The following is a 25,151-nucleotide window of genomic DNA, read 5'->3' on the forward strand; positions in this document are numbered from 1 at the left end:
GAAAGCGGGGTCGCGATCCGCGCCGGGCACCATTGCGCGCAGCCGCTGATGGAGCATCTGGGCGTCGCCGCGACCGCGCGCGCGAGTTTTGGCGTTTACAGCAATGACGACGACGTGGCGGCGCTGATCGACGGCCTCGCCCGCGTCGAGAGGATTTTCGGATGAGCGAGAACGGAATTCGGATCGAGGAAGTGGAAAGCGTCGAAGCGCCGCCGAAGGCGCGCGTCGAGGACGTGGAAAGCGCGCCCGAGAAATTGGAGCGCAAGCGCGACTATCTGGAAGGCTTCCTTGCCGCCAAGCCCGCGGCGGTGGAGCCCGGCGCGGTCGGCGGCGATCTCTACGAAGCCGTGATCGATGCGCTCAAGGAGATTTTCGATCCCGAAATCCCGGTGAACATCTATGACCTCGGCCTCATCTACAATGTCGAGATCGACGAGGGGCATGTGATGGTCACGATGACGCTGACGACGCCGCACTGCCCGGTCGCGGAATCGATGCCCGCCGAGGTCGAACTGCGCGTCGGCGCGGTGCCCGGCGTCGGCGACGCCGAGGTCAATCTCGTCTGGGATCCGCCATGGTCGCCGCAGAATATGAGCGACGAAGCGCGGCTCGAACTGGGAATGCTGTGATGACCGAAACGAAAACCCGCGCCCGCCCGGCCGCGGTCACGCTGACCGCCAACGCCGAGGAGCGTATCGCCAAGCTGATGGCGTCGGCACCCGACGGCGCGATCGGCGTTCGCCTGTCGACGCCGCGCCGCGGCTGCTCCGGGCTTGCCTATTCGGTCGACTATGTGACCGAGGAACAGAAGTTCGACGAGAAGATCGAAACGCCCGGCGGCGTATTCTATATCGACGGCGCGTCGGTGCTCTACCTGATCGGCAGCATAATGGACTGGGTCGAGGATGATTTCGCCGCGGGCTTCGTGTTCGAGAATCCGAACGCCAAGGGCGCGTGCGGCTGCGGTGAAAGCTTCACCGTCTAAAGCGCGCATTTCCGCGAAAAACCTGCTATAATGCCCCGCCTGAAGCAGGGGCATTGCGATGGTTCGTGCCTTCTACCTCGCCTATGCGGCGATATGCTACGCGATATTCTTCGCGACATTCCTGTATCTTATTGCCTTCGTCGGCAATCTTCCGGTCGTCCAGCCGACGGTCGATTTCGCGCGCGAAGCACCGCCCGGGCGAACCCTGCTGATCGACTCGGCGCTCATCGCGCTGTTCGGCGTCCAGCATAGCGCGATGGCGCGCCCGGGGTTCGAGGCGGCGTGGACGCACATCGTCCCCGCACCGATCGAGCGCAGCACCTATGTGCTGTTCGCCAGCATCGCGCTGATCATCCTCATGCTGTTCTGGCATGAATGGACGACGCCGGTCTGGACGGTGACCGAGCCGGTCGGCGCCGCCATCCTGTGGGCGCTCTTCGGTCTCGGCTGGCTGATCGTCTTCACCAGCACCTTCCTGATCAATCATTTCGAATTGTTCGGGCTGCAGCAGGCATGGTTCGCACTGCGCGAGCGGGCGGCCGCGCCACCCGTGCTGCGTCAGCCCTTCTTCTACCGGTTCGTCCGGCATCCGCTTTATGCGGGCTTCTTCCTTGCCTTCTGGGCGACACCAGCCATGACCGCCGGCCATCTGCTGCTCGCGGTGGGCCTTTCGGTCTATATGCTGATCGCGATCAGGTTCGAGGAGCGCGACCTGATCGACGTCTTCGGCGAGGCTTATGTCAGCTATCGCCGGCGCGTCGGCATGCTCGTCCCGCGGATCGGAGGGCGCTAGCGGCAGACCGTCCAGCCCGCGGTTCGCGCCGCCATGTCGAGGTGAAAATGGTCGGCGTGCGCGCGATTATAGTCGGGCGACAGGATCGTGCTGAACAGGCCGCAACTCTCGTCACGCACCGCGTGCAGGAACTCGCTGCGCTTGTCGCCCGGCGCCCAGTCGTTGATCAGCGATATTCGCGTGCCGTCGGCGAGGATGAAGGCCGAGATATCGATCGCGTTCGCGGTCGAATGCTGGCTCTGCGCCTGTTCGCCCGCGATCTTGCGGCAATTATAGCTGCCGAGATTCTCCATCTCGACGACCTTCTGCCCGAAATATTCATGCGCGAGCGGCTGGACGACGTCGCGGTTCCATAGCGCCATCGCGGCGGTCACCGCACAGCCGGGGGCGACGTTCGCGGGGCGCATCGTCGGGACGAGACGATCGCCGGTCAGGATCATCCGCTGGCTCGCGCGGCAGGCGCCGCTCCCGATCGCGGGCCGGCGCAGATACCCCGCCTCGGCGCGGTCGAAGGCGGCGAAACAGCCGGTGTCATCGCCGGCGAGCGCAACGAGCTTGCCGTGCGTCGCCCAGCCCTGCGGGTGCGCCAGCTCGAAACGCGCGCCCGGAAAATGCTCGGGATGGTCGCGCGCCCACTGCATGCCCAGAATCGCGCCGATGGTCACGAGAACGGCGGCGGCGAACCAGATCAGATAGGGGCGGAGGCTTTTCAACATGGCCGCTTTCCGGTGCCGCAAAATAGCGCTTGTTGAAAGCGCTTTGCGGCTCGATAGCGTTCCAGGTGGCGAAACGTTCGATCCTGATCGTCGGCGGAGGAACCGCGGGATGGCTGACCGCCGCCTATCTCGCGCGCTTCTTCGACCTGCCGCGCAATCCGCGCCTCGCGATCACGCTGCTGGCATCGGACGAGATCGGCAGCATCGGCGTCGGCGAAGGCGCCTTTCCGACGATCCGGAACACACTGCAGTTCATCGGCATCGACGAGAGCGCGTTCGTGCGCAGGGCATCCGCCACCTTCAAGCAGGGCATCCGCTTCGACGATTGGGTCCGCACGCCCGCGGACGGCTGCTCGAGTCACTTCTTCCATCCGTTCGAGGCGCCTTATCATGGCGACGGGCACAGCCTCGTGTCCTACTGGTTGCTGCAGGATGAAAAGGTGCGGCGGCCCTTCGCCGAGGCGATGACGATCCAGAACCGTGTCGCCGAGGCGCAGCGCGCGCCCAAGCGCGCCGGCGAAGGCGCGTTCAGCGGCCCGCTCACCTACGCCTATCATTTCGACGCGGCGCGGCTGGCCGAGGTGCTGGCGGCGGAAGCGTGCGCGATGGGTGTCACGCATCTCGGCGGCACATTGACCGGCGTCGGGCTCGACGCGGTGAACGGTGCGATCGACCATATCGTCACCGCGGAACATGGCACGCTCTCCGCCGACCTTTATATCGACTGTTCGGGATTTCGCGCCGAGCTGATCGGCGGCGCGCTGCAATCTCCGTTCCGGGGCGTGAAGGACAAGCTGTTCACCGACCGCGCACTCGCGTGCAAGCTGCCCTACGACCGCCCCGACACGCCGCTCGAAAGCTATACGATCGCCGCGGCGCACGAGGCCGGGTGGACATGGGATATCGGGCTGGCCGGCGCGCGCGGGATTGGCTGCGTCTATTCGGGCGACCATCTGAGCGACGAGCGCGCCGCCGAAATCCTCGCGAACTACACCGGCGGGCGCAGCCACGACGTCGCCGTCCGGTCGATCCCGTTCGAGGCGGGCTACCGCCCCGCATCATGGATCAGGAATTGCGTCGCGGTCGGATTGTCGGGCGGCTTCCTCGAACCGCTCGAATCGACGGGGCTCGTCATGATCGAAACCGCGGCGGCGATGATCGCCGAGATGTTTCCGCTCAATGGCCCCGTCGCGGCGCCCGCCCGGCGTTTCAACGAGCTGATGGCCGCGCGCTACGAGAATAATATCAACTTCCTGAAACTCCATTACTGCCTCAGCCAGCGCAGCGAGGCCTTCTGGCGCGACAATAGCGACCCGGCATCGATCCCCGACCGGCTGAAGGACCTGCTCGAGGAATGGCGCTATCGCCCGCCCGGCCGCTTCGATTTCATCCTCGACCTCGAAAGCTTCGCCTTCTTCAACTACCAATATATCCTCTACGGCATGGAGTACCGCACCGACCTGTCCCCGGTCCGCGAGGACTTTCCCGACATCGCCGAGGCCGAACGCATTTTTGCGCGGATTCAGAGCTTCGGCGACCGCGCCGCGAGCGAACTGCCCGCGCACCGGGCGATGATCGACCAGATCAACGCGGGCGCGGGCATCGCCTGACCTTCAGGCGGGCTTCGCCGCCAGTTCGTTTCTGTGCGGCGCGTCGTCCGGCCCGTCGGTGCCGAGCTGGCCGAGTTCGCCCGTCTCGCGTGCCTTCCGCCCATAGACGATCTCGAACAGCGGCCCCGCCATCACCGTGGTGACGATCGCCATCAGCACCATGATCGCGAACAGGGTGGGACCGATGATCCCCTTTTGCAGCCCGATGTTGATGATGATGAGTTCCATCAGCCCGCGCGCGTTCATCAGCGCACCGATCCCCATCGCGGTCCGGTTGTCCTCGCCCGCCAGCCGTGCGGCGAGCCAGCAGGCGCCGAATTTCGCAGCGATCGACACGAGCAGGATGCCGAACGCGATGGCGAGCAGGGTCAGGCTGTTCACCGTGGTAAGCTGGGTGTTGAGGCCCGAATAGGTGAAGAACATCGGCAGCAGGAAAACGACCGTCATCGGCTCGATCTTCCTCCTGATTTCTTCGGTGAGCAGCCCGCGCGGCATGCACGCGCCGAGAAGGAAGCCGCCGAACACGGCGTGGATGCCGACCGCGTCCATGAAGAAGGCCGACATGGCGTAGAGCATCAGGACGACGGCGAGCAGCGTGTGGGTCAGCTCGCCCTTCGCCTCGACCGCGCGCCCGAGCGGGACGAGCAGCTTGCGTCCGACAAAGAACATGAAGAGAGCGAAGCCGACGCCGCCGACGACCGCCAGCAACGCCACGCCGGGCCCGGCGCCGAAGGTGGCCAGAACGAGCGCGAGTACGCACCACGAGACCGCATCGTCGAACGCGCCCGCGGTGAGGGTCAGCGTACCGAGTGACGTGTTGGCCAGCCCTCGTTCGTTGATGATCCGCGCCAGCATCGGGAAAGCCGTCAGCGCGATACACGCGCCCAGAAAGAGCGTCGCGCCGCCCCGGCTCAGCCCTTCGGTAAACAGGCCCGGGATATCGAGCAGGAAGGGGGTGATCAGCGCGGCGAAAAGAAAGGGCGCGACGATGCCCGCCGCCGACACGCCGACCGCGCTTTTCGCCTTCGACTGGAAATGGTCGAGACGCAGCGTCGTGCCGACGAGGAACATGTAGAGACCGACGCCGAATTGCGCGCCCACGTAGAGAATGTTGCGCGTCTCCCTGGGGAAGAGCGCGGCCTGGAATTCGGGAAAAAAGAGCCCGAACAGCGAAGGGCCGAGGACGACCCCCGCGATCATCTCTCCCACCACCTGCGGCTGGCCCATGAAGCGGTTGGCCATCCATCCGACGACGCGGCAGACGAGCAGGATCACGGCGATCTGGAGGAAAAAATGGATGCTGTAGTCGCTGGGCGCATAGCTTTGTGCCGCGCTGACCGCCGGTCCGTGCGCTCCGATCACATCGCCCATCGCACGGAGCAGCTCATCGAACATATCTGATACCAATTTCCCTCTCCCACCGCGGCGCCAGCGATCTCGATCCGGCCGCTATTCGCCTGTTCCCGGCATCAGGAGACATGAAAGCGGCATCGGCGCAATGGCCGTAACGCGATTGGGCGCGCCCGCTGCGGTCGATTTCCGCCCGCCCGCTCATTTTTGTTGCGGGGCGGTCACAGTGTAGTAACATACCTACATGTGAACGATCACAATATGCAGCGATTTCGCATGGGCGAAGGGTGTTCATGAAGCGCGTCACGAGCCGCGAACTCAATCAGGACGTCAGCCGCGCAAAGCGATTCGCGCTGATCGAACCCGTCTTCGTGACCGACCGCGGGCGCCCGACCCATGTGCTGATCAGTATCGATGCGTGGCGGCAATTGAGCGGCGAGCGGGAGAATATGGCGCAGCTTCTCGCCGCCCCGCCCGGCGATGTCGCGCTCGATCGCGCCCATCTGCGCAAGGCGCTGGACGGACGCGGCTGATGTTTCTGATGGACGCCGAAATCCTGTTCGACCTGCGTCACGCCCCGAACGACGGCGGACATGCGGCGCTCGCAGCATGGGCGCAGCGGACGTCGCGACAATCGATGTTCCTGTCGGCCCTGTCGCTCGTCGAGCTGGAAAATGCGGCCGCGCTGGCTGCGAAGGCGAGCAAGGCGGCGGGCACCGCGTGGCGCGACTGGATCGACGCGCAATTGCTGCCGGCATTCGAGGGCCGCATCCTGCCGGTCGACGCCGCGATCGCGCGTCGCCGCGCGGCGATGCCGCTCGATCACGACCGCGACGCGCTGCTCGCGGCGACCGCCCTCGAGCATGGACTGACGCTGGTCACCTATCGCGGGGCGGCGTTTCGCGGCACGCGGATCAAGCTGCTCGACCCCAGCCGCGCCGCGCCCGATGCCGGCGACGACGGCGACTGGCGCGAAGCGACCCGCGGGCGGTCGCCGTGGATCCGCAATCTGTTCATTCGAGGGTGAACGCCCGGGCAGCGCTCCTCGCCGGTGCGGCCAAAGAACACCCGAGCCGGTGTCTTCAGCGCAAGACGCCCTTCGCCCGCATCGCGCGCGCATAAAACAGCAGCGCGAGCATGATCACCCATATGGTGAGGGTCACATAGAGCGCGATATTCTGGAACAGCGCCCTGGTAGTCTCGCCATTCAGCACATGCTGATAAAGCGTCGAACCCGCGAGCCCGATGATCGACACGATGAAGGCGGTAACGGCGTGGCGCGACCGCAGCAACAGCAGCAACGACCCGAGAAAGGCTCCGAAACCGCCGAGCGCCCAGCAGACATCGGACCATAAGGGCGCGCCGAGGATGAAGCTGCGCTGCGCGTCGTTCAACGGCGACAGCCAGAATTCATTCTGCATGTTGGTCAGCGTGAAATCGGCGGCCGGAAAGGCGTTGATCAGCAAGGACACGGCCCCGACCACCCACAGGTGCCACGGCGTTTTGACGGCTTCGGTCATATTGTCTCCCCCTCCAGAAAGATCAGGCGAAACTACCATCCTTTGCCGTCGCCAGCAATATGGTGATATAGTCGCGCAATACAGCAATGTTGCGGTCAAAATAGCCGATGTCGCGATAGGTGCGCGCCTGCATCACCGCGCCCTCCATCACCGTCAGCACGAATTCGCCGAGCGCCTTGCGGTCGGTGCCGGGCGGCAGACGGTCGGCGGCGGCATCGAAACAGCCGGCGATCGCGGTGGACCAGTTGGTGAAGTTCGCCGCCATCAGGTCGCGAACCACGGGGTCGGGCTCATGGATCTCGAGCGCGAGGCTGCCGATCGGGCAGCCATAGGTGCAGTCGGTGACGATCAGGTGCGTGCGGTAGCCCGCAAGCAGCGCGAAGACCCTGTCGATCGGGTCATCGACGCCGTCCCAGTTCGGCGCGAGCAGCATCTCGCCGATTCCGTCGCGATAGAGTTCGAGCACGCCGACAAGGACATCCTGCTTGCCCGGGAAGAAATGATAGAGGCTGCCCGAATGGATCTGGCTGCGTGAGAGGATGTCGGAGACCGAGGTCGAGAGATAGCCCTTCTCCCAGAACAGCTCCATCGCGGTCATCAGGATGCGCTGGCGGGTGTCTGCCGCGTTCACGCTTATCCCGCCCGGTCATAGGCGGCGCGAAGCCAGCCCGCGACCTCATCGTCCGCGTCCCCGTCCGCGGCGATCCGCACCCGGTGCGAGACCATCGCGTTCCAGCTTCCCGCGAGCTCGAGCTTGTCGGCGGGCTCCTCGCCCTTCAGCGCGAGGCCGATATCGAAGCGATCCCTGGTCGACGGCTGAAGCAGCGCGAACTGTTTCTTGCGGCGCAGACTGACATAGCCCTTTTTCGGCGCCAGCCCGACGTCGTCGCCGAACCCCTGCACGAGCGCGACCAGCCGGTCGTAGAGCGGGCGCCAATGCGCCTTCGCGCCGTCGAAAGCCGCCGCGACGAGCGCGTCGTCATCCTGCGACAGCGACGAGGAGGCGTTCGCCGCATGGACGATCATGTTGGCATAGCCATGGCCGAGCCCATGTCCGGATTTGAGGTGATTCACCAGCGCCATATGGCCCGCGATCCCGGTCTCCCGCGCGATGGCCACCCATTCGTCGAGCCCCTTGCCGGTCTTCGCCCGCAGCGTCTCGCCCATCTTCGCGAATTCGTCGGCCATCGGCGTCCTCCCTCGTCAAGATGAGTTGATTGAACATTCAACCAACCAATTTGTCAAGAGGCTTGGCAAGCGCGCTCCGCGATCCGATATGCCTCCCATGTGTGTCGTCGCCCTCGCCCATCAGGCCCATCCCGACTGGCCGCTCATCCTCATCGGCAATCGCGACGAGTTCCACGCGCGCCCCGCCGCGTCGCTCCATATATGGGACGGCAGCGGCATCGTCGCCGGGCGCGATCTGCAAGCGGGCGGAACATGGCTCGGCGTGCACCAGCCGAGCGGACGCGCCGTCGTCGTCACCAATGTCCGGGGTGCGATGCCCGATCCCGCGAAAGAGTCGCGCGGCGCGCTTGTATCCGATCTGCTGCGCGGCGAAGGGAGCTTCGCCCGCCCCACGGCCGAGGACCTGCCGCGCTTCAACGCTTTCAACCTGTTCGCCGTCGATGGCGGCGCGGGGCGGCTGCTCACCAACCGGCCGGTGCCGCTGATCATGTCGCTCGAACCCGGCGTCCACGCGCTCGCCAACGAACCGGTCGATGCCCCCTGCCCCCGCGCCGAACGGCTGCGCATCGCGCTCGAGGAAGCCGTGGGAACGGGCGCCGATCCGGCAGACCTGCTCGACACACTGATGGCAGAGGATGACCCCGCGCTCTTTCTGCGCGGCGACGTCTACGGCACGCGGGCCTCGACGCTCGTGCAGATCTCGGCGGACGGCACCGCCACGATGACCGAGCGCCGATACGAAAAGGGCGGCCGTCCCGTCGGAACGACCGCCCTCGAATTTCGCATCGGCTGAGCCGCCGCAGCTTACTTCGGCGCGAGCACCATCAGCATCTGGCGGCCTTCGGTGCGCGGGTGCGCCTCGACCTTCGCGACCTCGGCGGTCATCTCGGCGACGCGCTGGAGCACGTTGAGGCCGAGCTGCGTATGGCTCATCTCGCGGCCGCGAAAGCGCATGGTCATCTTGACCTTGTCGCCTTCCTCGAGGAAGTCGAAGACCTTCTTCATCTTCACATCGAAATCATGATCGTCGATGTTCGGACGCATCTTGATCTCTTTGATTTCCTGCGTCTTCTGGCTCTTGCGTGCGAGGTTCGCCTTTTTCTGCGCCTCGTACTTGAACTTGCCGACGTCGAGGAACTTGCACACCGGCGGATCGGCGTTCGGAGATACTTCCACCAGGTCGAGCCCGACCTCGGCCGCCTGCTCGATCGCTTCGGCCGTCAGCATCACGCCCAGATTTTCACCTTCCTCGTCGATCACGCGGACTTTCGGGGAGGCGATGAATTCATTGTATCGCGGGCCGTTCTTGGGCGGCATCGGTGCCATCGGGCGACGGGTCATGGGCGGTGGTATAGCTGTATCTCCTGAAACATTTAAAACGGGCGTGCGGAATCAACGCCGGAACACGCGCGATTGTCATATAGTGATCGCGCGGCGGCCGTAAAGGCCACCCCGCTTTTCCGATACCGGTTTTCGGCCAACTGTGGCCGCTCTGCCACTGTCAGCCGCGGCTCACCATTTGGTGGGCGCGGGGTCGACGACGCGAAAGCCGCCGGCGCCGATTTCGCTGACCTCGAGCGCGCGTTCGGCGATGCCGCGATTGTTGAAGCGGAAGATGCCGTCGATCCCCCCGAAACCGTCGGCGGCGAGCAGGCGGTTCGTCGGGAAATTGCTTCCGGGTTTCCAGTCGCGCGCGATACGCACCGTCAGCAGCACCGAATCATAGCCGAGACTCGCGAGCCGGTACGGCGCCTTGCCGAAACGCGTGCGATATTTGGTCGCGAGCTGACCGTAGAGTCCGTCCGAAACGCTGGCGAACCACGCCCCGCGCATCGCCGCATTGCCGCCGAGCGCGGCATCGGTGTTCCAGAGCTCGGTGCCGAGGATCTGCTTGTTCCCCGTTCCCTTGATCACCGGCACCGCGCGGATCGCATTGCCTCCGCTGTCGGCTATCAGCACCGCATCCATCGCGCCCGCATTGGCGATCCGCCGCGCGGCGCCCGACAGCGCGGTCGCGCTGCGGTCGTAGCTTTCGACCGCGACGAGCGTGCCGCCCGCTTGCGCCACCGCCGCGCGGAAGGCCGCGGCCGACCGGTCGCCATAGACATTCTTCGGCACGAGCGCGCCGAAACGCTGATGCCCCCTGGCGCGCGAGAAGGCGACGACGCGCTCGACCGACTGGCCGGGGACGAAGCCCATGATGAAGACGCCGTTGCCCGCCACGCCGCTGTCGTTCGAAAAGCTGAGCACCGGAACTTTCGCGTCGCGCGCGATCGGCGCGACCGCGGCGACGTCCTCGCTGAGCAGCGGGCCGAGGATCAGCTTGTTGCCGTCAGCGATCGCCTGGCGCGCCGCGGCGGCGGCGCCGAGCGCGGTGTCATAGGTGGTGATGCGCACGCGTTCGGTACGGGAATCGAGCAGCGCCAGCGTCGTCGCGTTGGCGATCGCGGTGCCGACGTCGGCATTTGCGCCGGTCTGCGGCACGAGCAGCGCGACGCGGTGGCGATCGGTGTCGGTGGGAAGGCCCGGCCCCACATTGTCGTCGGGATTGGTCGGCGGCGGCGGGGTGGCCGGACCGTTCGCCTTCGGCACCATCTGGCAGGCCGCGAGCAGCCCCGCCATCGCCATCACGCCGAGCCCGCGCAACATCCGGCGGCGCGGCGACGCATTATTCCGGCGCGCATCGTCATGGCAGTCGGGGGCAGTTTCTGCCATTTTCGGCGTCATGCCAGATTCGAACATCTCAGATTCTCCCTTGCCCGGTCTCTATATCGTCGCGACGCCCATCGGCAACCTTGGCGACATCGGCGCGCGCGCGGCCAGAACGCTCGCCTCCGCCGACGTGATAGCCGCGGAGGATACGCGCGTGACCGCGAAGCTCCTGTCGCATCTGGGTTTGCGTGTGCCGATGACCCCCTATCATGATCACAGCGACGAACGCACACGCGCCGCGCTGGTTGCGCGCATGGAGCAGGAAGTTGTCGTTTTGGTGTCGGACGCGGGAACGCCACTGATTTCGGACCCGGGCTACAAGCTGGTGCGCGACGCACGCGCGGCGGGGCGCCACGTCACGACCCTGCCCGGCCCCTGCGCCGCGATCGCCGCGATCACGCTGTCAGGCCTGCCGAGCGACCGCTTCCTCTTCGCGGGTTTCCTGCCGAACAAGGCGAAGGCGCGCGCCGACACGATCGCCGAATTCGCGGGGCTGCGCGCGACGCTCGTTTTCTACGAAAGCGGCCCGCGCCTCGCCGCCGCGCTCGCAGCGCTCGCCGAAGGCCTCGGGAACCGTGAGGCGGCGGTCGCGCGCGAGATCAGCAAGCTCTACGAAGAGTGCGTCACCGGCACCCTGAGCGAACTCGCCGCGCGCTACAAGGCCGCGCCGCCGAAGGGCGAGATCGTCCTCATCGTCGGCCCGCCCGGCGAAGAAGCCGCCGAGGAGGCCGACGATGCGACGCTCGACGCCGCGCTGCGCGAGGCCATGGCCGGGAAGCCCGTTGCGCAGGCGGCGAAGGCGGTCGCGAAACGCTTCGGCCGCGACCGCCATGACGTCTACGCCCGCGCCCTCGCCCTGAAAGAACAGGCTTGAACCGCGCCGCCGCCGAAGCGCGCGGACGCAAGGCCGAGCGCCGCGCGGCATGGTGGCTGCGCCTCCACGGCTGGCGCATCATCGGCGAGCGGCTGCGCGTTCCGGCCGGCGAAGTCGACCTCGTCGCGCGGCGCGGGCGCACGATCGCCTTCATCGAGGTCAAATGGCGCGACCGCCCCGCCGACCTCGACCTCGCGATCGACCAGTACCGCCTGCGCCGCGTCGCCGCGGCCGCAGGAATGCTCGCCCCGCGCTTCGCCCGGCCGCACGATGATATCCGCATCGACGTGATGCTCCTTGCGCCGTGGCGCCTGCCGCGCCATCTGGTCCACGTCTGGCAACCCTGAGGAATATCGAATGACCCTGCGCGCCGCGGTACAAATGGACCCGATGGACGGTATCAACATCGGGGGCGACAGCAGTTTTGCGCTGATCCTGAAGGCGCTCGAACGCGGCTACGAGCTTTATCATTACGACGTGCGCGGGCTGACGTGGGAGGCCGGGCGTCTGACGACCAGGGCAAATCGCATTCTCGAAGCGCAGCGCGAGGCGGGCGCGCATTACAGGTTCGGCGACGAGGTGCTGCTCGATCTCGGCCGCGACGTCGATGTCGTGCTGATGCGGCAGGACCCGCCGTTCGATCTCGGTTATCTCACGGGCACCTGGCTACTCGAGCGCATCGGACACGAGACGCTCGTCGTCAACGACCCCGTCTCGGTCCGCAACGCACCCGAGAAAGTGTTCGTCCTCGACTTCCCCGAATTCATGCCCCCGACGATGGTCACGCGCAGCCTCGACGCGGTGAAGGATTTCCAGGCGCGCCATGGCGCCGTGGTGATCAAGCCGCTTCACGGCAATGGCGGCAAGGCGGTGTTCCGCATCGACGCCGACGGCGGCAACCTCGGCGCGCTCGTCGAGCTGTTCGGACAGGTGTGGCCCGAACCCTTCATGGTCCAGCAATTCCTGCCGAGCGTCAGCAAGGGCGACAAGCGCATCGTGCTCGTCGACGGCGAGGTCGCGGGCGCGATCAACCGCAAGCCCGGCGAAGGCGAGTTCCGCTCGAACCTCGCGGTCGGCGGTTATGCCGAGGCCGCCGAACTCACGCCGCGCGAGCAGGAAATCTGCGACGTCCTCGGCCCGCAACTGCGCGAGCGCGGCCTGGTCTTCGTCGGCATCGACGTGATCGGCGGCGAATGGCTGACCGAAATCAACGTCACCTCGCCGACCGGGATCGTCGCGATCGACCGTTTCAACAACAGCGATACGGCGGGCATGATCTGGGATGCGATCAAGCGACGCATCGGCTGACCCGCCGGCGCGTTTCCCTTCCATGACCGATTTCATTCTCAATCTGATCCAGAGCTGGGGCTATGCGGGGATTTTCATCCTCATGTTCCTCGAGAATGTGTTTCCGCCGATTCCGTCCGAGGTGATCATGGGCCTCGGCGGGATCGCCGTCGCGCAGGGCCGGTTCGATTTCTGGACGCTCGTCGCGGTTGCGGTCGCGGGCACGACCGCGGGCAACTGGATCTGGTACGCGATCGGGCGGTGGATCGGCTATGAAAGGCTCAAACCCTTCATCGACCGTCACGGCCGCTGGCTGACGCTCGACTGGGCCGAAGTCGAGCGGCTGCACAATTTCTTCCTCAAATATGGTCCCGCGATCGTCTTCGTCGCGCGCTTCATGCCCGTCGCGCGGACGATGGTGTCGCTGCCCGCGGGCATGGTGAAGATGAACCAGGCGAAGTTCCTGATCTGGACCGCCGCCGGCTCGACGATCTGGATCGCGGCACTCGCGGGCGCGGGCAACTGGTTCGGCGGGCAATTCGCGAACCTCGACGCCTTCGTCGGCCCGGTGGCGCTCTTCGCCATCGGATCGCTCGTAGTTGTCTATATCTACCGCGTCGTGACGTGGAAACCGAAGACGAGGGGCGAATGAAATGAGCTGTCGCCGGTGGCTGACGACCGGTTACGACCATTCACCGATCTTGTGGATGAGTCCGAAAACGGACATCATCCAAGCGGTCTGAATGGATTACTTTGATGCTCGATCATGTCACAGTCGCTGTCACTGACTTCGCAAGGTCCCGTGCATTCTATGATCGGGCACTCGCACCCCTCGGCATTGTCAGATTATTTGCTGATGGGGAGAGCGCCGCTGGATATGGGCGGGACGGGAAAGCTTTTTTCTGGATCGCACAACAGGATCGTCATCCATCCCAAACACATGTTGCGTTCGTCGCGCCCAATCATGATGCCATTGCGGCCTTTTATGAGGCAGCTACAGCAAACGGGGGTCGCGACAACGGGCCGCCTGGCCCCCGCGCCCAATACCACGATCGTTATTTTGCTGCGTTCGTACTCGATCCAGACGGCAATAATATCGAGGCAGTCATCCAGTAGCCCTCTTCGCCTCGAGAGAGTCTCGCTCGACATCAGTTGTTTCCGTTTGATCGCCTGGAGCGGGCTATCTGCTTCCCACCCCTAGCAGACGTCATGCGTGCGGATGCGCCGACCGGTAAATATCGAGCAGATGCGCGGCGTCGACCGCCGTGTAAACCTGCGTCGAGGCGAGGCTGGCGTGGCCAAGCAACTCCTGCAGGCTCCGGAGATCGGCACCGCTGGCGAGCAGGTGCGTCGCGAAGCTGTGGCGCAGCGCGTGCGGCGTCGTGCGCTCGGGCAATCCGAGTGCGCGCCGGGCCAAGCGCACGCTTGCGCGTATCACGCCGGGCTGGAGCGGTCCGCCGCGAGCGCCGAGGAAGAGCGGCGTTTCCTTTGCAATCGGGTACGGGCAGGCATCGACATAGCGCGAGACCGCCTTTGCAACCGCAGGCAGGATCGGGACGATCCGCGTCTTGTTCCGCTTGCCGGTCACGCGCAGCGCATCGCCAAGCGGTAGCACCGCGCCGGTCAGCGACAGCGCCTCGCCGATGCGCAGTCCCGCGCCATAGAGCAGCAGCAACAGCGCGAAATCGCGCGCACCGACCCAGCCCTCGCGCGCATTCTCCTCGACATCCTGCGCAAGCCGCAAGGCCTCGGCGGGCGCGACGGGACGCGGCAGCCCCTTCTTGACGCGCGGGCCGCGCATCTGCGGCACGCTCGCGTTCGATCCGCCGACGAAACGCAGGAAGGTGCGCAGCGCCGAAAGCTCGCGCGCCGCCGAAGCGTTGCCCAGCCCCCCGGCGCGCCGCTCCGCCAGATAGGCGCGAAGATCGTTCGGGGTCAGCGTCTTCAGCATATGCGCATCGACCGCACCGCCGCGATGCCGCGACAGGAACATGCTGAAACGCTCCGCAGTCGCGATATAGGCGCGCCGTGTATGCTCCGACCGGCGCTTTTCGTGCGCCAGATGGTCGTCCCAGTCGCGGATCGGATTATCGTTCAAATCGGCCTCGCTTCGCACCGAGACTAGCCGGTCCGGACGACCTCGGAAAGGATCGAGTCGAGCAGGAGAATGCCATCATCGGTCACCGTCAGCCGGTTGCCATCCTCGCGCATCAATCCCTGCCCGGCAAGGCGGACGACAGCATCCGCATCGACGAACGCGCCGCGTGCCAGCCCGGTCCGCGCCTCGATACGCGTCAGGTCGATCCCTTCGGTCAGTCGCAAGCCCATCAGCATCGCCTCGGTCGCGCGCTCGTGCGCGGGCAGATCGGCCTCGACCTTCAACCCGTGGCCGTTACGCTCAACCGCCGCGACGAAATTCTCGGGTTTCCTGTGCCGCTCGGTCGCCTGCCCGAGCCGCCGGCCATGCGCTCCGGGGCCGATGCCCGCATAGTCGGCGTACCGCCAGTATGCGAGATTGTGCCGGCTTTCCTGCCCGATACGCGCGTGGTTCGATACCTCGTAGCGCGGCAGACCCGCGGCGCACGTTATCGCCTGCGTCGCGTCGAACAGATCGGCGGCGGTGTCGCCGTCGGGAATCACCAGGTCGCCTTTCGCGGCGAGCGTCGCGAAACGCGTGCCCGGCTCGATGGTAAGCTGATAGAGCGACAGATGATCGGTTCCGAACGCCAGCGCTCCGGCCAGTTCGCTTTCCCACGCGGCCATCGTCTGCCCCGGCCGGGCATAGATCAGGTCGAAACTGACGCGCGCGAAATGCTCCTGCGCCATCGCGATCGCGCGCCGGGCCTCATCCTCGCTGTGAGCGCGCCCCAGAAATTCAAGCACTTCGGAATCGAAGCTCTGGACGCCTATCGAAACGCGGTTGACCCCGGCGGCGGCGAGATCGGCGAAACCGGCAACTTCGACCGAATTGGGGTTCGCTTCCAGCGTGATCTCGACGTCGTCGGTCAATCCCCACGCGCTCTCCGCCGCCGCAATCACCGCCGCGACGGTTTCGGGCGGCATCAGGCTCGGCGTCCCGCCGCCGAAGAAGATGGAGCCGACGGGGCGCCCCGGCAGCAGCGCCGCCTCATGCCGCAAGTCCGTCAGCAAGGCTTCGCGCCAAACCGCCTGATCGACGCTCTCGCGAACATGGCTGTTGAAGTCGCAATAGGGGCATTTGCTGACGCAAAACGGCCAGTGGACGTAAAGGGCGAGCGGTTCGGCCATGCGGGGCGATATAGGGGCTGCGGCGCCGATGTCAGCCGCCTTCCAGCAATCGGGCGATATGCTGTCGGATATCGGTGGGCCAGCAGGCGATCAGCCCGGCGAAGCCGGCATCGTCGTCGCGGTAGAGAGCGCGCAGCGCCTCTTCATAGCCCGGGCGGTCGCCGCAGGCATGGCTCATGAAATTATAGGCCGCGTCGCGGCGGCGCTTCGTATCGGGCGCGCCCTTGCTGGCGGTCTCGACCAGTCGCCGCAGCGCCGCCGAGGCACCGCCGGGCTGCGCGGCGAGCCAGTCCCAATGACGCGGCAGCAAGGTGACCTCGCGCGCCTTCACCCCCAGCCGCGGGCGCCCCGCCGACGGCGCAGGCATCGTCCTGGCGGCGTCCCAATAGTCGAGGTCGGCAAGGCGGCCGGTGGCATCGTCGAAAACGAGGATCGCGCCGAGATCGGCGGGATAGCAATCCTCGATCGTCCGGGTGACGGTCTCGCGGCTTCCGGAGACAAGCTGCGTGTCGCCGAGGAAGGCGGTGACGGTGGCATGATCCTGAGTCATGCTCCGCATTTATGCCCGGGTAAAATTATAGTCAATAACACCCGGGTAAAATTACCGCTGCTCGAACGCCCCCGCCACCAGCTTGGCAAAAGCATCGGCGCGGTGGCTGATCGCATGCTTCTCGACCGGGTCGATTTCGGCGTAAGTCAATGTCTTGCCGATCGGAACGAAGACCGGATCGTAACCGAACCCCAGCTTGCCGCGCGGCGGCCAGGTCAGACTCCCTTCCGCAGCACCTTCATAGACATCTGCATGACCATCGGGCCAGGCAAGCGCGAGGGTGCAGATGAAGCGCGCACTCCGGTCGGCGTCGGGCCCCTGTTCGGCGAGCAGTCCTTCGACCTTGCCCATCGCCATATACCAGTCGCGGCCTGGATTGCCCTCGAACCACTGGCGCTCGGCCCAGTCGGCGGTGTACACGCCGGGGCGGCCGGACAGCGCCGCGACTTCGAGCCCGCTGTCGTCGGCGAGCGCCGGAAGCCCCGCCGCCGACGCGCTCGCATGCGCTTTCAGCAGCGCGTTCTCGCGGAAGGTCGTCCCCGTCTCCTCTGGTTCGGGCAGGCCAAGGTCGCCCGCCGACACCGGATCGATGCCATAGGGTTCGAGCAGCGCGCGGATCTCGCGCACCTTGCCCGCATTATGGCTGGCGATCACCAGCTTGCCGGGAGCGAGCCTGCGCATCATTCAGCGCCCCGTTGCCCTGTCCTGCGCCGCGAAGATCTCGCCGCAACCGATACGCGCAAGGCGGAGCAGGCGCAGCAGGCCTTCCTCGTCATAGGTCGCGCCCTCGGCGCTCGCCTGCACTTCGACGATCCGGCCCTTGCCGGTCAGCACGAAATTGCCGTCGGCTTCGGCGACCGAATCCTCGTCATAGTCGAGGTCGAGCACGGGCGTGCCCTGATAGATGCCGCACGAGATCGCGCCGACCTTGTCCTCGATCGGATCCTCGGCGATCGTCTTCGCCGCGAGCAGCTTGTCGACCGCGATCCGCAGCGCGACCCACGCGCCCGAGATCGACGCCGTGCGCGTGCCGCCATCGGCCTGGATCACATCGCAGTCGATGACGATCTGGCGCTCGCCGAGCTTCCTCATATCGACGACGGCACGCAAGCTGCGACCGATAAGCCGCTGGATTTCCTGCGTCCGGCCCGACTGCTTGCCCTTCGCCGCTTCGCGGCTGCCGCGCGTGTGCGTCGCGCGGGGCAGCATGCCATATTCGGCCGTCACCCAGCCCGCGCCCTTGCCGCGCATCCACGACGGCACCTTCTCGTCGACGCTGGCGGTCACCAGAACCTTGGTGTTGCCGAAGCTGACGAGCACACTGCCCTCGGCATGGATAGTGAAATTGGTCTCGATCGCGATAGGGCGCATCTGGTCGGGCGCGCGGCCGGAAGGGCGCATGGGAATCTCCTGTGGCTGTACGCACGCGCGCTTAGCCGCCGAGGCAAGGCTTGGCCAGAGCGTAGCTTGCCCCCGCGCCTTACCCTCCCTAAATCCATGGCATGACAACACTGCCGATCACCGAACTGACCACGCGCGCGCGCGACGTGTTCCGGCTGGTCGTCGATGCCTATCTCGAAACCGGCCAGCCCGTCGGGTCGCGCACGCTGTCGAAGCTCGCGGCACTCAACCTGTCGCCCGCCTCGATCCGCAACGTGATGCAGGATCTCGAGGAATATGGCCTGCTCGCCAGCCCGCACACCAGCGCGGGGCGCCTGCCGACCGAGCAAGGCCTTCGCCTTTTCGTCGACGGGATGATGCAGGTCGCCGAACCATCGGCGGAGGATAGGGCGCAGATCGAAGCAAGCCTGTCCGAGGGCGGCCCGATCGAAAGCGCGCTCGCGCACGCGACCTCGGCGCTGTCGGGGCTGTCGGCGTGCGCGGGGCTCGTCCTCGTTCCCAAGCATGAACGCGTATTGAAACAGCTCGCCTTCGTCCCCCTGTCGGCGAACCAGTCGCTCGTCGTGCTCGTCGCCGGCGACGGCACGGTCGAGAATCGCGTCATCGACATTCCGGCGGGGCTCAACCCGTCTGCGCTCGTCGAGGCGGGCAATTATATCTCGGCAACGCTGTCGGGCCTGACACTGACCGAAGCGATGGCACGCGTGCGTAGCGAGATCGAGGCCGAACGGATCGCGATCGACCGCGCGGCGCAGGACCTTGTCAGCCGCGGTCTCGCCGTCTGGTCGTCCGACGGTGCCGACCGGCCGGTGCTGATCGTGCGCGGGCAGGCCAACCTGCTCGACGACAGCGCGGTCGGCGACCTCGACCGTGTACGCCAGCTTCTCGACGAACTCGAAACCAAACAGGAAATAGCAGGGCTGCTCGACAGCGCGCGCGAAGGCGCCGCCACCCGGATTTTCATCGGGTCGGAGAATAAATTATTCTCGCTTTCAGGCTCGTCCGTGATAGCGGCACCCTATCGCGGGTCGGACGGGCGCGTCGTCGGCGTGGTCGGCGTGATCGGCCCGACGCGCTTGAACTATGCCCGGATCGTTCCCATGGTGGATTTCACCGCACAATCGCTCTCCAGACTGATACGATAGGTTTATGACGAACATTGAAAACGACACGCCGGTCGACGACGGCGCGAACACCGAAACCGACACCGCCGAAGGCGCCGCGCCCGCACAGGGCGAGAATGAAGAGCTGGCGCAACTCGCCGAACAGGTCGCCGCGCTTCAGCAGGACCTGCTCTATGCGCGCGCCGAGACCCAGAATGTCACGCGCCGCAAGGACAAGGAAATCGCCGATGCGCATGCCTATGCGTCGACCAAATTCGCGCGCGACATCCTGTCGGTCGCCGACAATCTCGGCCGTGCGCTTGCCGCGCTCAGCGACGAACAGCGCGCCGACGAGGGTATCAAGCCGCTGATCACCGGCCTCGAGGCGACCGAGCGCGAATTGCTCAGCGTCTTCGAACGCAACGGCATCACCCGCATCGCGGCTATCGGCCTGCCGCTCGACCCGAACCAGCATCAGGCGATGCTCGAAATCCCGAGCGACAAGACGCCCGGCACGATCGTGCAGGAAATGCAGGCGGGCTATATGCTGAAGGATCGGCTGCTGCGCCCCGCGATGGTGGGCGTCGCCAAGGCGGGGTAACCGCCGGCAGCGATATCGCAGACAAAAAGAAACCCCGGTGAAAGCCGGGGTTTCCTTTTGCCGGTTAACTGCCGGTCACGCCGCCTTGCGGAGCTTTGCCAGCTTCTTCAGCACCATTTCGCGCTTCAGCCGCGACAGATGGTCGATGAAGAGAATGCCTTCGAGATGGTCGTGCTCGTGCTGGATGCACGTCGCCATCAGCCCGGTCATGCGTTCCTGGTGATGCTTGCCATCCTCGTCCTGCCAGTCGACGGTAACCTCGGCGGGGCGCGTCACTTCGGCATATTGCTCGGGAACCGACAGGCAGCCTTCCTGATAGACGCTATGCTCCTCGCTCTCGTCCGAAAAGACGGGATTGATGAAGACGCGCGGTTCGCGGATGACCTTCTTGCCTTCCTCATCGTCGGGATCGGGTTCCTGCAGGTCGATGACGAGGATGCGCTTCGCGACCCCGACCTGAATCGCGGCGAGCCCGATGCCGGGCGCGTCGTACATCGTCTCGAACATGTCGGCGACCAGCGTCTTCAGCTCGGCGTCGAAGGTTTCGACGGGCTTCGAAATGACGCGCAGCCGGGGATCCGGGGTCTCTATGATGGGTAGGATGGCCATGGGTGGCAGGTATGATCGCGCGGGCGCGGGGTCAAGGGGCTGGCGGCGCCTCGCATTCGAGGATCAATTCGTCGGTTGGGATGACATAGCCGCCAAACAAACAGTCTGGTTCCTGACAACCACCGGCAATCGCCCAATCTTCATACTGCTTCATTGATTTCCGGCCGGAAACCACCGCTTTCCCGTCCGCTTTCTGCAACGTGAATTCGATCATCCTGCGGTCAAACATTCCTGCCTCATTTTCGGAAATCGACTCCTTGCGCACATAGGCTCGCTGCCACAGGTCGAGATTTCCCACGCAATGGACGGCGGAGAGCTTGCGTTCGAGCTTCGCAATTTCAGCTTCGTCGGGCCGAAAGTCGGCGGTGGATGAACATGCGGAACAGATGATCAGCGCTGCAACAGCAAACTTACGCTTCAATTCATTCCTCCTCCTAGCCGACCGGCCGCCTTGCCCGAAGTGCCTGCGCCAGCGTTCCCTCGTCGAGATAATCGAGTTCGCCGCCCACCGGCAAACCATGCGCGAGCTGCGTCAGCCGTACCGGGTAACCCTCGAGCCGCTCCGCCAGATAATGCGCGGTCGTCTGCCCCTCCAGCGTCGCATTCATCGCCAGCACCACCTCGTCGATCCCGCCCGCAGCTACGCGGGCGACGAGGGTGTCGATGCTCAAGTCCTGCGGACGCACGCCTTCCAGCGCCGAGAGTCGCCCGCCGAGGACGTGATATTTGCCAGGAAAGAGTCGCGACTTGTCGAGCGCCCAGAGGTCGGAGACTTCCTCGACGACGCACAGGCTGCGCGCGTCGCGGCGCGGGTCGGCGCAGATCGCGCAGGGATCCCGCGTGTCGACATTTCCGCAGATCCCGCAGGTAACGAGCCGTTCGGACACCGTCTGGAGCGCCGCGAGCAGCGGCGCGAAGGCGCTCTCGCGCTTCTTCATCAGGTGCAGCACCGCGCGCCGCGCCGAGCGCGGGCCGAGGCCCGGCAGGCGGGCGAGTTGCTGGACGAGCGCTTCAATCTCTTGCGATGCCATGACGGATGGTCTTAAGCGGCGCGCAAGAAATGACAATGCGCATCGCCTTCATGGGAACGCCGCCCTTTGCGGTGCCGACGCTCGCCGCACTCCACGCGGCGGGGCACGAGATCGTCGCGGTCTACAGCCAACCGCCTCGTCCCGCGCAGCGCGGCAAGAAGTTGCAGAAAAGCCCGGTGCAGGTGTGGGCCGAGGAACATGGCCTGCCCGTCCGTACGCCGAAGAGCCTGAAGACCGAAGAGGCGCAGGTAGAATTCGCGGCGCTCGATCTCGATGTCGCGGTGGTCGCGGCCTACGGCCTGATCCTGCCGCAGGCGATCCTCGACGCGCCGCGCGAAGGCTGCCTCAACGTCCACGGCTCGATTCTGCCGCGCTGGCGCGGCGCGGCGCCGGTGCAGCGCGCGATCCTCGCGGGCGACACTGAAACGGGCGTGACGATCATGCAGATGGATGCGGGGCTCGACACCGGCGCGATGCGACTGATCGAGACGACCCCGATGGGGCGCAAGAGCGCGGGCGTGCTGACGCACGAACTCGCCGAGATGGGCGCACTGATGATGCGGCGCGTGCTGAGCGAACTCCACGCCTTTGCACCCGAGCCACAGCCCGAGGACGGGGTTACCTATGCGGCGAAGATCGACAAAAGCGAGGCGCGGCTCGATTTCCTGACCAGCGCGGTGCAGGTCGAACGACAGATACGTGCGTTCAATCCGGTGCCCGGCGCCTTCTTCGAACTGGAAGGCGAGCGATACAAGATTCTCGCCGCCGAGGTTGTGCCTCCGACCGACACCATCGCGGGCGCCGCCCCCGGCGCAACGCTCGACGACGCGCTCACAATCGCCTGCAACCCCGGCGCGATCCGCGCGACACGCGTCCAGCGTGCGGGCAAGCCCGCAATGGACGCCGCCGAACTGCTCCGCGGGCGCGCAATCCCGGCCGGAACGCGCCTCGCATGACCCGCTTCGCCCTCACGATCGAATATGACGGCCGCCCCTATATGGGTTGGCAGCGGCAGGCGCATGGCCCCAGCGTCCAGCAGGTGATCGAGGAAGCGATCCACCGCTTCACCGCCGAGGACGTGCAGGTGCTGAGCGCGGGACGCACCGACGCCGGCGTCCACGCTATCGCGATGCGCGCGCACGTGGATATCGAAAAGCCGCTGACGCCATTCAAGCTGACCGAAGCGCTCAATGCGCAACTCCGCCCCGCTCCTGTCGCCATTGTCGGATGCGAGATCGTGCCCGACGACTGGCACGCGCGCTTCGCCTGCATCGGCCGGTCGTATGAGTATCGCATCGTCAACCGCCGCGCGCCGCTGACCTGGGACAAGGGGCTGTCGTGGCAGGTCGCGCGGCCACTCGACACCGACGCGATGCACGCCGCCGCGCAGCAACTGGTCGGGCTCCACGATTTCACGACCTTTCGTTCGGCGCATTGCCAGTCGCAAAGTCCGGTAAAGACGCTCGACAGGCTGACGGTCAGCCGCCACGGCGACGAGGTGATCGTCGAAGCCGCGGCGCGCAGTTTCCTCCACCACCAGGTGCGCTCGATGGTCGGCAGCCTGTCGCTGGTCGGTCATGGCAAATGGTCGGCGCGCGATCTGAAGGCGGCGCTCGATGCCGCCGACCGCAACGCGCTGGGACTCAACGCGCCGCCCGACGGGCTCTATTTCGTCGGCGCAACCTATCCCTGAACGAAAAAGGGCGGCCCTACCAGACCGCCCTTTCCTTCATCGCAGTGGACGCGATCAAACCTTTTCGGCGTAGTAAAGCGGCGCATGCTCGTTGAGGATCTGGAGGATCTTCGCCTGCGCGGTCTTTTCGTCGCTCTCTTCCATCGCGGCGAGTTCGCGCGCAAGGCGGCTCGACGCCGCTTCGAAGATCTGGCGCTCCGAATAGCTCTGCTCGGGCTGATCGTCGGCGCGGAACAGGTCGCGGGTCACTTCGGCGATCGACACGAGATCGCCCGAATTGATCTTCGCTTCATATTCCTGCGCGCGGCGCGACCACATGGTGCGCTTGACCTTCGGCTTCGTGGTCAGGACCTGCAGCGCTTCCTTCAGCGTCTTGTCCGACGACAGCTTGCGCATGCCGACGCCTTCGGCCTTGTTCGTCGGAACGCGAAGGGTCATCTTTTCCTTTTCGAAGCGGAGAACATAGAGTTCCAGCTGCATGCCGGCGATTTCGGACTTTTGCAGCTCGATGACGCGCCCCACGCCATGTTTCGGATAAACGACATAGTCACCGACTTCGAAGACGGGAGTGCTTGCGGACATTCAAGTTCCTTTCAGTGGCCTTGTCGGAGGAAGGGAAAGCGCGTGAACAGCGGTATATCCGGCCCTCTGCTGGAGGGGGATCGGGCTGTCAGGGCGGCGCTAGCCAATCAGAGTGACAAGGGATGTGGCTCCATCGGTACGCCAAGGATGCCCCAGCCCGGCGGCGGGAAGAGGCACAGTGTCGGCGTGTTGATATTTATTATAACAGATTCGCAACAAAATTGCCAGCCCTCCGCAGAAATGCGTCGGTCGGCACCTTGACGGCTCCTCACACCCGTTTCAGGTTGAAACGAAACATAGGTAGGGAGCCGGTATGCAGGATCAAGTTTGGTGGGTCACGGGCGCGTCATCGGGCATCGGTGCCGCGCTCGCGCGGGCGCTGGCCGCACGCGGTGTGAAGCTCATCCTGTCGGGCCGGAACGTTGCCGCGCTCGAGGCGGTGTCCGCCGACTGCGAAGGCGAAACGCTGATCCTGCCATTCGAGGCGACCGACTATGCTGCCCTTCCCGCGATCGCCGAGCGGGCCTGGGCGTGGCAGGGCCGCGTCGACGGGCTCGCCAACAACGCCGGCATTTCGCAACGCAGCCTCGCCATCGAGACCGACTTTCCGGTCTATCAGCAGATTATCGGCGTCGATCTCCTAGCGCCGATCGCGCTCACCCAGCAGTTGCTGCCGCGCATGATCGGCGCGGGCGGCGGGCAGATCATCGCGATATCGAGCGTCGCGGGTATCGCCGGCGTGCCGCTGCGCAGCGCCTATTCGGCCGCCAAGCACGGGATCATCGGCTATCATGACGCGGTGCGGGCCGAGAATGAGCATCTGGGCCTCAGGGTCCTCGTCGTCGCACCGGGATCGGTGCGCACCAACGTCAGCCGCAATGCGCTCAACGCCGACGGCAGCGTCCGCGGGGAAAGCGACGCGGCGATCGAGAACGGCCTGTCGCCCGACGATGCCGCGGCGCAGATGCTTGCCGCAGTCGATGCGGGCACGCGCGAACTGGTCGTCGCCGAGGGTGCCGAAGCGGCGATCGCGGCCTTGCGCCGCAGCGATCCCGACGCATTGTTCGACCGGATGAGCGCGATGGTGCAGGCCGGTTATGCGCAACAGATGAAGGCGCAGCGCTAAAATCACCGACCGACAAGTAAAGGCCCCGCCGGATCGCTCCGGCGGGGCCTTTTTTGCCCGCGAGGGCGGCGCAGCCTAGGCCGCGCCGTGTGCAAGCGCCGCGAGGAGCAGGATCGCCACGATATTGGTGATCTTGATCATCGGGTTGACCGC

The 25,151-nt window shown here is 65.6% G+C and carries 34 protein-coding genes; 18 read left to right on the top strand and 16 right to left on the bottom strand.

Annotated elements, in window-relative coordinates; all coding sequences use genetic code 11:
• The 4 genes from JHC57_RS12015 to mddA all read left to right on the top strand — a co-directional run.
• On the top strand, positions 1–165 hold a 165-nt coding region (locus JHC57_RS12015; protein ID WP_294030299.1), incomplete at its 5' end, for an aminotransferase class V-fold PLP-dependent enzyme.
• A complete protein-coding gene (locus tag JHC57_RS12020) occupies positions 162–629 on the top strand; it encodes an SUF system Fe-S cluster assembly protein (protein ID WP_294030262.1) in 468 nt (155 codons plus the stop codon). The genes JHC57_RS12015 and JHC57_RS12020, both read left to right, overlap by 4 nt.
• A complete protein-coding gene (locus JHC57_RS12025; RefSeq protein WP_294030263.1) occupies positions 629–985 on the top strand; it encodes an iron-sulfur cluster assembly accessory protein in 357 nt (118 codons plus the stop codon). Before JHC57_RS12020 ends, JHC57_RS12025 begins: the two co-directional genes overlap by 1 nt.
• Positions 986–1,043: 58 nt before the next feature.
• Positions 1,044–1,778, top strand: coding sequence for a methanethiol S-methyltransferase (gene mddA / locus JHC57_RS12030; protein ID WP_294030264.1), 735 nt, complete (start codon positions 1,044–1,046; stop codon positions 1,776–1,778).
• On the opposite strand, the gene JHC57_RS12035 is transcribed toward mddA, so the two are convergent.
• Complete coding sequence (locus tag JHC57_RS12035) at positions 1,775–2,494, bottom strand: extensin family protein (RefSeq protein ID WP_294030266.1); 720 nt, start codon at positions 2,492–2,494, stop codon at positions 1,775–1,777. The genes mddA and JHC57_RS12035 overlap by 4 nt on opposite strands.
• Positions 2,495–2,559: 65 nt before the next feature.
• On the opposite strand from JHC57_RS12035, the gene JHC57_RS12040 reads away from it, so the two are divergent.
• Complete coding sequence (locus JHC57_RS12040; RefSeq protein ID WP_294030267.1) at positions 2,560–4,104, top strand: tryptophan halogenase family protein; 1,545 nt, start codon at positions 2,560–2,562, stop codon at positions 4,102–4,104.
• A gap of 3 nt (positions 4,105–4,107) precedes the next feature.
• Here JHC57_RS12040 and JHC57_RS12045 read toward each other — a convergent pair whose 3' ends face one another.
• Positions 4,108–5,499, bottom strand: a complete 1,392-nt coding sequence (locus JHC57_RS12045; protein WP_294030269.1) for a cation:proton antiporter — start codon at positions 5,497–5,499, stop codon at positions 4,108–4,110.
• 248 nt (positions 5,500–5,747) lie between these two features.
• On the opposite strand from JHC57_RS12045, the gene JHC57_RS12050 reads away from it, so the two are divergent.
• Positions 5,748–5,987, top strand: a complete 240-nt coding sequence (locus JHC57_RS12050; protein WP_294030270.1) for a type II toxin-antitoxin system prevent-host-death family antitoxin — start codon at positions 5,748–5,750, stop codon at positions 5,985–5,987.
• Positions 5,987–6,481 (top strand): PIN domain-containing protein, encoded by a 495-nt coding sequence (locus tag JHC57_RS12055; RefSeq protein ID WP_294030271.1) that lies wholly within the window; start codon positions 5,987–5,989, stop codon positions 6,479–6,481. The genes JHC57_RS12050 and JHC57_RS12055 overlap by 1 nt, the downstream gene beginning before the upstream one ends.
• A gap of 55 nt (positions 6,482–6,536) precedes the next feature.
• Here JHC57_RS12055 and JHC57_RS12060 read toward each other — a convergent pair whose 3' ends face one another.
• Genes JHC57_RS12060 through JHC57_RS12070 form a run of 3 tightly spaced genes read right to left on the bottom strand, consistent with a single transcriptional unit; the run spans position 6,537 to position 8,162 of the window.
• Entirely contained in the window at positions 6,537–6,974 is a 438-nt protein-coding gene (locus JHC57_RS12060) for a hypothetical protein (RefSeq protein WP_294030272.1), read from the bottom strand.
• A gap of 22 nt (positions 6,975–6,996) precedes the next feature.
• On the bottom strand, positions 6,997–7,605 hold the full coding sequence (locus JHC57_RS12065) for a TetR/AcrR family transcriptional regulator (protein ID WP_294030273.1): 609 nt from the start codon (positions 7,603–7,605) through the stop codon (positions 6,997–6,999).
• Between the two features lie 2 nt (positions 7,606–7,607).
• A complete protein-coding gene (locus JHC57_RS12070; RefSeq protein ID WP_294030274.1) occupies positions 7,608–8,162 on the bottom strand; it encodes a DUF4287 domain-containing protein in 555 nt (184 codons plus the stop codon).
• Between the two features lie 88 nt (positions 8,163–8,250).
• Here JHC57_RS12070 and JHC57_RS12075 point away from each other — a divergent pair, with 88 nt between their 5' ends.
• The gene (locus tag JHC57_RS12075) at positions 8,251–8,955 is read left to right on the top strand and encodes an NRDE family protein (RefSeq protein WP_294030276.1); all 705 of its coding nucleotides are present in this window, start codon (positions 8,251–8,253) and stop codon (positions 8,953–8,955) included.
• Between the two features lie 11 nt (positions 8,956–8,966).
• Here the strand turns inward: JHC57_RS12075 and infC are convergent, their stop codons facing one another.
• Together infC and JHC57_RS12085 are read right to left on the bottom strand one after the other, a co-directional pair.
• Positions 8,967–9,503: a translation initiation factor IF-3 gene (gene infC, locus JHC57_RS12080; protein ID WP_037556593.1), complete on the bottom strand. Its 537-nt coding sequence runs from the start codon at positions 9,501–9,503 to the stop codon at positions 8,967–8,969.
• Between the two features lie 171 nt (positions 9,504–9,674).
• On the bottom strand, positions 9,675–10,877 hold the full coding sequence (locus JHC57_RS12085; RefSeq protein WP_366928542.1) for a penicillin-binding protein activator: 1,203 nt from the start codon (positions 10,875–10,877) through the stop codon (positions 9,675–9,677).
• Between the two features lie 10 nt (positions 10,878–10,887).
• Between JHC57_RS12085 and rsmI the strand changes: the two genes are divergently transcribed.
• From rsmI to JHC57_RS12110, 5 genes are all read left to right on the top strand, one after another.
• Positions 10,888–11,748, top strand: coding sequence for a 16S rRNA (cytidine(1402)-2'-O)-methyltransferase (gene rsmI / locus JHC57_RS12090; RefSeq protein ID WP_294030277.1), 861 nt, complete (start codon positions 10,888–10,890; stop codon positions 11,746–11,748).
• Positions 11,745–12,095: a YraN family protein gene (locus tag JHC57_RS12095; protein WP_294030278.1), complete on the top strand. Its 351-nt coding sequence runs from the start codon at positions 11,745–11,747 to the stop codon at positions 12,093–12,095. The genes rsmI and JHC57_RS12095 overlap by 4 nt, the downstream gene beginning before the upstream one ends.
• A 10-nt stretch (positions 12,096–12,105) precedes the next feature.
• Positions 12,106–13,056, top strand: a complete 951-nt coding sequence (gene gshB, locus JHC57_RS12100; RefSeq protein WP_294030280.1) for a glutathione synthase — start codon at positions 12,106–12,108, stop codon at positions 13,054–13,056.
• Positions 13,057–13,078: 22 nt separating this feature from the next.
• Positions 13,079–13,687, top strand: a complete 609-nt coding sequence (locus JHC57_RS12105; protein ID WP_294030281.1) for a DedA family protein — start codon at positions 13,079–13,081, stop codon at positions 13,685–13,687.
• Positions 13,688–13,791: 104 nt separating this feature from the next.
• Positions 13,792–14,151, top strand: a complete 360-nt coding sequence (locus JHC57_RS12110) for a VOC family protein (RefSeq protein ID WP_294030283.1) — start codon at positions 13,792–13,794, stop codon at positions 14,149–14,151.
• Positions 14,152–14,242: 91 nt separating this feature from the next.
• Here JHC57_RS12110 and JHC57_RS12115 read toward each other — a convergent pair whose 3' ends face one another.
• From JHC57_RS12115 to rph, 5 genes are read right to left on the bottom strand one after another with little or no spacing between them, the layout of a single operon-like run.
• Positions 14,243–15,133 carry a tyrosine recombinase XerC gene (locus JHC57_RS12115; RefSeq protein WP_294030285.1) on the bottom strand — a complete coding sequence of 297 codons (891 nt, stop codon included), beginning with the start codon at positions 15,131–15,133 and terminating at the stop codon, positions 14,243–14,245.
• A gap of 23 nt (positions 15,134–15,156) precedes the next feature.
• Entirely contained in the window at positions 15,157–16,302 is a 1,146-nt protein-coding gene (hemW, locus tag JHC57_RS12120; RefSeq protein ID WP_294030286.1) for a radical SAM family heme chaperone HemW, read from the bottom strand.
• 31 nt (positions 16,303–16,333) lie between these two features.
• Positions 16,334–16,852, bottom strand: a complete 519-nt coding sequence (locus JHC57_RS12125) for a DUF2239 family protein (RefSeq protein WP_294030287.1) — start codon at positions 16,850–16,852, stop codon at positions 16,334–16,336.
• A 51-nt stretch (positions 16,853–16,903) separates the two neighbouring features.
• Complete coding sequence (gene rdgB, locus JHC57_RS12130; protein WP_294030288.1) at positions 16,904–17,536, bottom strand: RdgB/HAM1 family non-canonical purine NTP pyrophosphatase; 633 nt, start codon at positions 17,534–17,536, stop codon at positions 16,904–16,906.
• Entirely contained in the window at positions 17,537–18,253 is a 717-nt protein-coding gene (gene rph, locus JHC57_RS12135) for a ribonuclease PH (RefSeq protein ID WP_294030289.1), read from the bottom strand.
• Positions 18,254–18,354: 101 nt separating this feature from the next.
• Between rph and hrcA the strand changes: the two genes are divergently transcribed.
• Positions 18,355–19,398: a heat-inducible transcriptional repressor HrcA gene (gene hrcA, locus JHC57_RS12140; RefSeq protein ID WP_294030290.1), complete on the top strand. Its 1,044-nt coding sequence runs from the start codon at positions 18,355–18,357 to the stop codon at positions 19,396–19,398.
• A gap of 4 nt (positions 19,399–19,402) precedes the next feature.
• Complete coding sequence (gene grpE / locus JHC57_RS12145) at positions 19,403–19,957, top strand: nucleotide exchange factor GrpE (protein WP_294030291.1); 555 nt, start codon at positions 19,403–19,405, stop codon at positions 19,955–19,957.
• Positions 19,958–20,032: 75 nt separating this feature from the next.
• Here grpE and def read toward each other — a convergent pair whose 3' ends face one another.
• The 3 genes from def to recR are packed head-to-tail and all read right to left on the bottom strand — an operon-like array spanning position 20,033 to position 21,597.
• Positions 20,033–20,566, bottom strand: coding sequence for a peptide deformylase (def, locus tag JHC57_RS12150; protein ID WP_294030292.1), 534 nt, complete (start codon positions 20,564–20,566; stop codon positions 20,033–20,035).
• 31 nt (positions 20,567–20,597) lie between these two features.
• A complete protein-coding gene (locus tag JHC57_RS12155) occupies positions 20,598–20,987 on the bottom strand; it encodes a hypothetical protein (RefSeq protein WP_294030293.1) in 390 nt (129 codons plus the stop codon).
• Between the two features lie 13 nt (positions 20,988–21,000).
• Positions 21,001–21,597 (bottom strand): recombination mediator RecR, encoded by a 597-nt coding sequence (gene recR / locus JHC57_RS12160; protein WP_294030294.1) that lies wholly within the window; start codon positions 21,595–21,597, stop codon positions 21,001–21,003.
• A gap of 35 nt (positions 21,598–21,632) precedes the next feature.
• On the opposite strand from recR, the gene fmt reads away from it, so the two are divergent.
• Together fmt and truA are read left to right on the top strand one after the other, a co-directional pair.
• On the top strand, positions 21,633–22,553 hold the full coding sequence (fmt, locus tag JHC57_RS12165) for a methionyl-tRNA formyltransferase (RefSeq protein WP_294030295.1): 921 nt from the start codon (positions 21,633–21,635) through the stop codon (positions 22,551–22,553).
• A complete protein-coding gene (gene truA / locus JHC57_RS12170; protein ID WP_294030296.1) occupies positions 22,550–23,290 on the top strand; it encodes a tRNA pseudouridine(38-40) synthase TruA in 741 nt (246 codons plus the stop codon). Before fmt ends, truA begins: the two co-directional genes overlap by 4 nt.
• Positions 23,291–23,344: 54 nt before the next feature.
• Here truA and JHC57_RS12175 read toward each other — a convergent pair whose 3' ends face one another.
• Positions 23,345–23,872, bottom strand: a complete 528-nt coding sequence (locus tag JHC57_RS12175; protein ID WP_037556573.1) for a CarD family transcriptional regulator — start codon at positions 23,870–23,872, stop codon at positions 23,345–23,347.
• Positions 23,873–24,185: 313 nt separating this feature from the next.
• Here JHC57_RS12175 and JHC57_RS12180 point away from each other — a divergent pair, with 313 nt between their 5' ends.
• Positions 24,186–24,998, top strand: coding sequence for an SDR family NAD(P)-dependent oxidoreductase (locus JHC57_RS12180; protein ID WP_294030297.1), 813 nt, complete (start codon positions 24,186–24,188; stop codon positions 24,996–24,998).
• The last annotated feature ends 153 nt before the right edge of the window (positions 24,999–25,151 follow it).

It is taken from the genome of Sphingopyxis sp., from assembly GCF_016463645.1.
GTDB lineage: Bacteria > Pseudomonadota > Alphaproteobacteria > Sphingomonadales > Sphingomonadaceae > Sphingopyxis.

Bases quoted from the DNA above. Each gene is read 5' to 3' on its own strand.
- hemW (WP_294030286.1), bottom strand. From the start codon at position 16,302: ATGGCCGAACCGCTCGCCCTTTACGTCCACTGGCCGTTTTGCGTCAGC.
- JHC57_RS12020 (WP_294030262.1), top strand. From the start codon at position 162: ATGAGCGAGAACGGAATTCGGATCGAGGAAGTGGAAAGCGTCGAAGCG.
- rdgB (WP_294030288.1), bottom strand. From the start codon at position 17,536: ATGATGCGCAGGCTCGCTCCCGGCAAGCTGGTGATCGCCAGCCATAAT.
- hrcA (WP_294030290.1), top strand. From the start codon at position 18,355: ATGACAACACTGCCGATCACCGAACTGACCACGCGCGCGCGCGACGTG.
- JHC57_RS12180 (WP_294030297.1), top strand. From the start codon at position 24,186: ATGCAGGATCAAGTTTGGTGGGTCACGGGCGCGTCATCGGGCATCGGT.
- rsmI (WP_294030277.1), top strand. From the start codon at position 10,888: ATGCCAGATTCGAACATCTCAGATTCTCCCTTGCCCGGTCTCTATATC.
- JHC57_RS12025 (WP_294030263.1), top strand. From the start codon at position 629: ATGACCGAAACGAAAACCCGCGCCCGCCCGGCCGCGGTCACGCTGACC.
- grpE (WP_294030291.1), top strand. From the start codon at position 19,403: ATGACGAACATTGAAAACGACACGCCGGTCGACGACGGCGCGAACACC.
- JHC57_RS12070 (WP_294030274.1), bottom strand. From the start codon at position 8,162: ATGGCCGACGAATTCGCGAAGATGGGCGAGACGCTGCGGGCGAAGACC.
- infC (WP_037556593.1), bottom strand. From the start codon at position 9,503: ATGACCCGTCGCCCGATGGCACCGATGCCGCCCAAGAACGGCCCGCGA.
- JHC57_RS12085 (WP_366928542.1), bottom strand. From the start codon at position 10,877: ATGGCAGAAACTGCCCCCGACTGCCATGACGATGCGCGCCGGAATAAT.
- JHC57_RS12055 (WP_294030271.1), top strand. From the start codon at position 5,987: ATGTTTCTGATGGACGCCGAAATCCTGTTCGACCTGCGTCACGCCCCG.
- fmt (WP_294030295.1), top strand. From the start codon at position 21,633: ATGCGCATCGCCTTCATGGGAACGCCGCCCTTTGCGGTGCCGACGCTC.
- recR (WP_294030294.1), bottom strand. From the start codon at position 21,597: ATGGCATCGCAAGAGATTGAAGCGCTCGTCCAGCAACTCGCCCGCCTG.
- JHC57_RS12075 (WP_294030276.1), top strand. From the start codon at position 8,251: ATGCCTCCCATGTGTGTCGTCGCCCTCGCCCATCAGGCCCATCCCGAC.
- JHC57_RS12060 (WP_294030272.1), bottom strand. From the start codon at position 6,974: ATGACCGAAGCCGTCAAAACGCCGTGGCACCTGTGGGTGGTCGGGGCC.
- JHC57_RS12035 (WP_294030266.1), bottom strand. From the start codon at position 2,494: ATGTTGAAAAGCCTCCGCCCCTATCTGATCTGGTTCGCCGCCGCCGTT.
- JHC57_RS12105 (WP_294030281.1), top strand. From the start codon at position 13,079: ATGACCGATTTCATTCTCAATCTGATCCAGAGCTGGGGCTATGCGGGG.
- rph (WP_294030289.1), bottom strand. From the start codon at position 18,253: ATGCGCCCTTCCGGCCGCGCGCCCGACCAGATGCGCCCTATCGCGATC.
- JHC57_RS12050 (WP_294030270.1), top strand. From the start codon at position 5,748: ATGAAGCGCGTCACGAGCCGCGAACTCAATCAGGACGTCAGCCGCGCA.
- JHC57_RS12110 (WP_294030283.1), top strand. From the start codon at position 13,792: ATGCTCGATCATGTCACAGTCGCTGTCACTGACTTCGCAAGGTCCCGT.
- mddA (WP_294030264.1), top strand. From the start codon at position 1,044: ATGGTTCGTGCCTTCTACCTCGCCTATGCGGCGATATGCTACGCGATA.
- truA (WP_294030296.1), top strand. From the start codon at position 22,550: ATGACCCGCTTCGCCCTCACGATCGAATATGACGGCCGCCCCTATATG.
- JHC57_RS12045 (WP_294030269.1), bottom strand. From the start codon at position 5,499: ATGTTCGATGAGCTGCTCCGTGCGATGGGCGATGTGATCGGAGCGCAC.
- gshB (WP_294030280.1), top strand. From the start codon at position 12,106: ATGACCCTGCGCGCCGCGGTACAAATGGACCCGATGGACGGTATCAAC.
- JHC57_RS12175 (WP_037556573.1), bottom strand. From the start codon at position 23,872: ATGTCCGCAAGCACTCCCGTCTTCGAAGTCGGTGACTATGTCGTTTAT.
- JHC57_RS12125 (WP_294030287.1), bottom strand. From the start codon at position 16,852: ATGACTCAGGATCATGCCACCGTCACCGCCTTCCTCGGCGACACGCAG.
- def (WP_294030292.1), bottom strand. From the start codon at position 20,566: ATGGCCATCCTACCCATCATAGAGACCCCGGATCCCCGGCTGCGCGTC.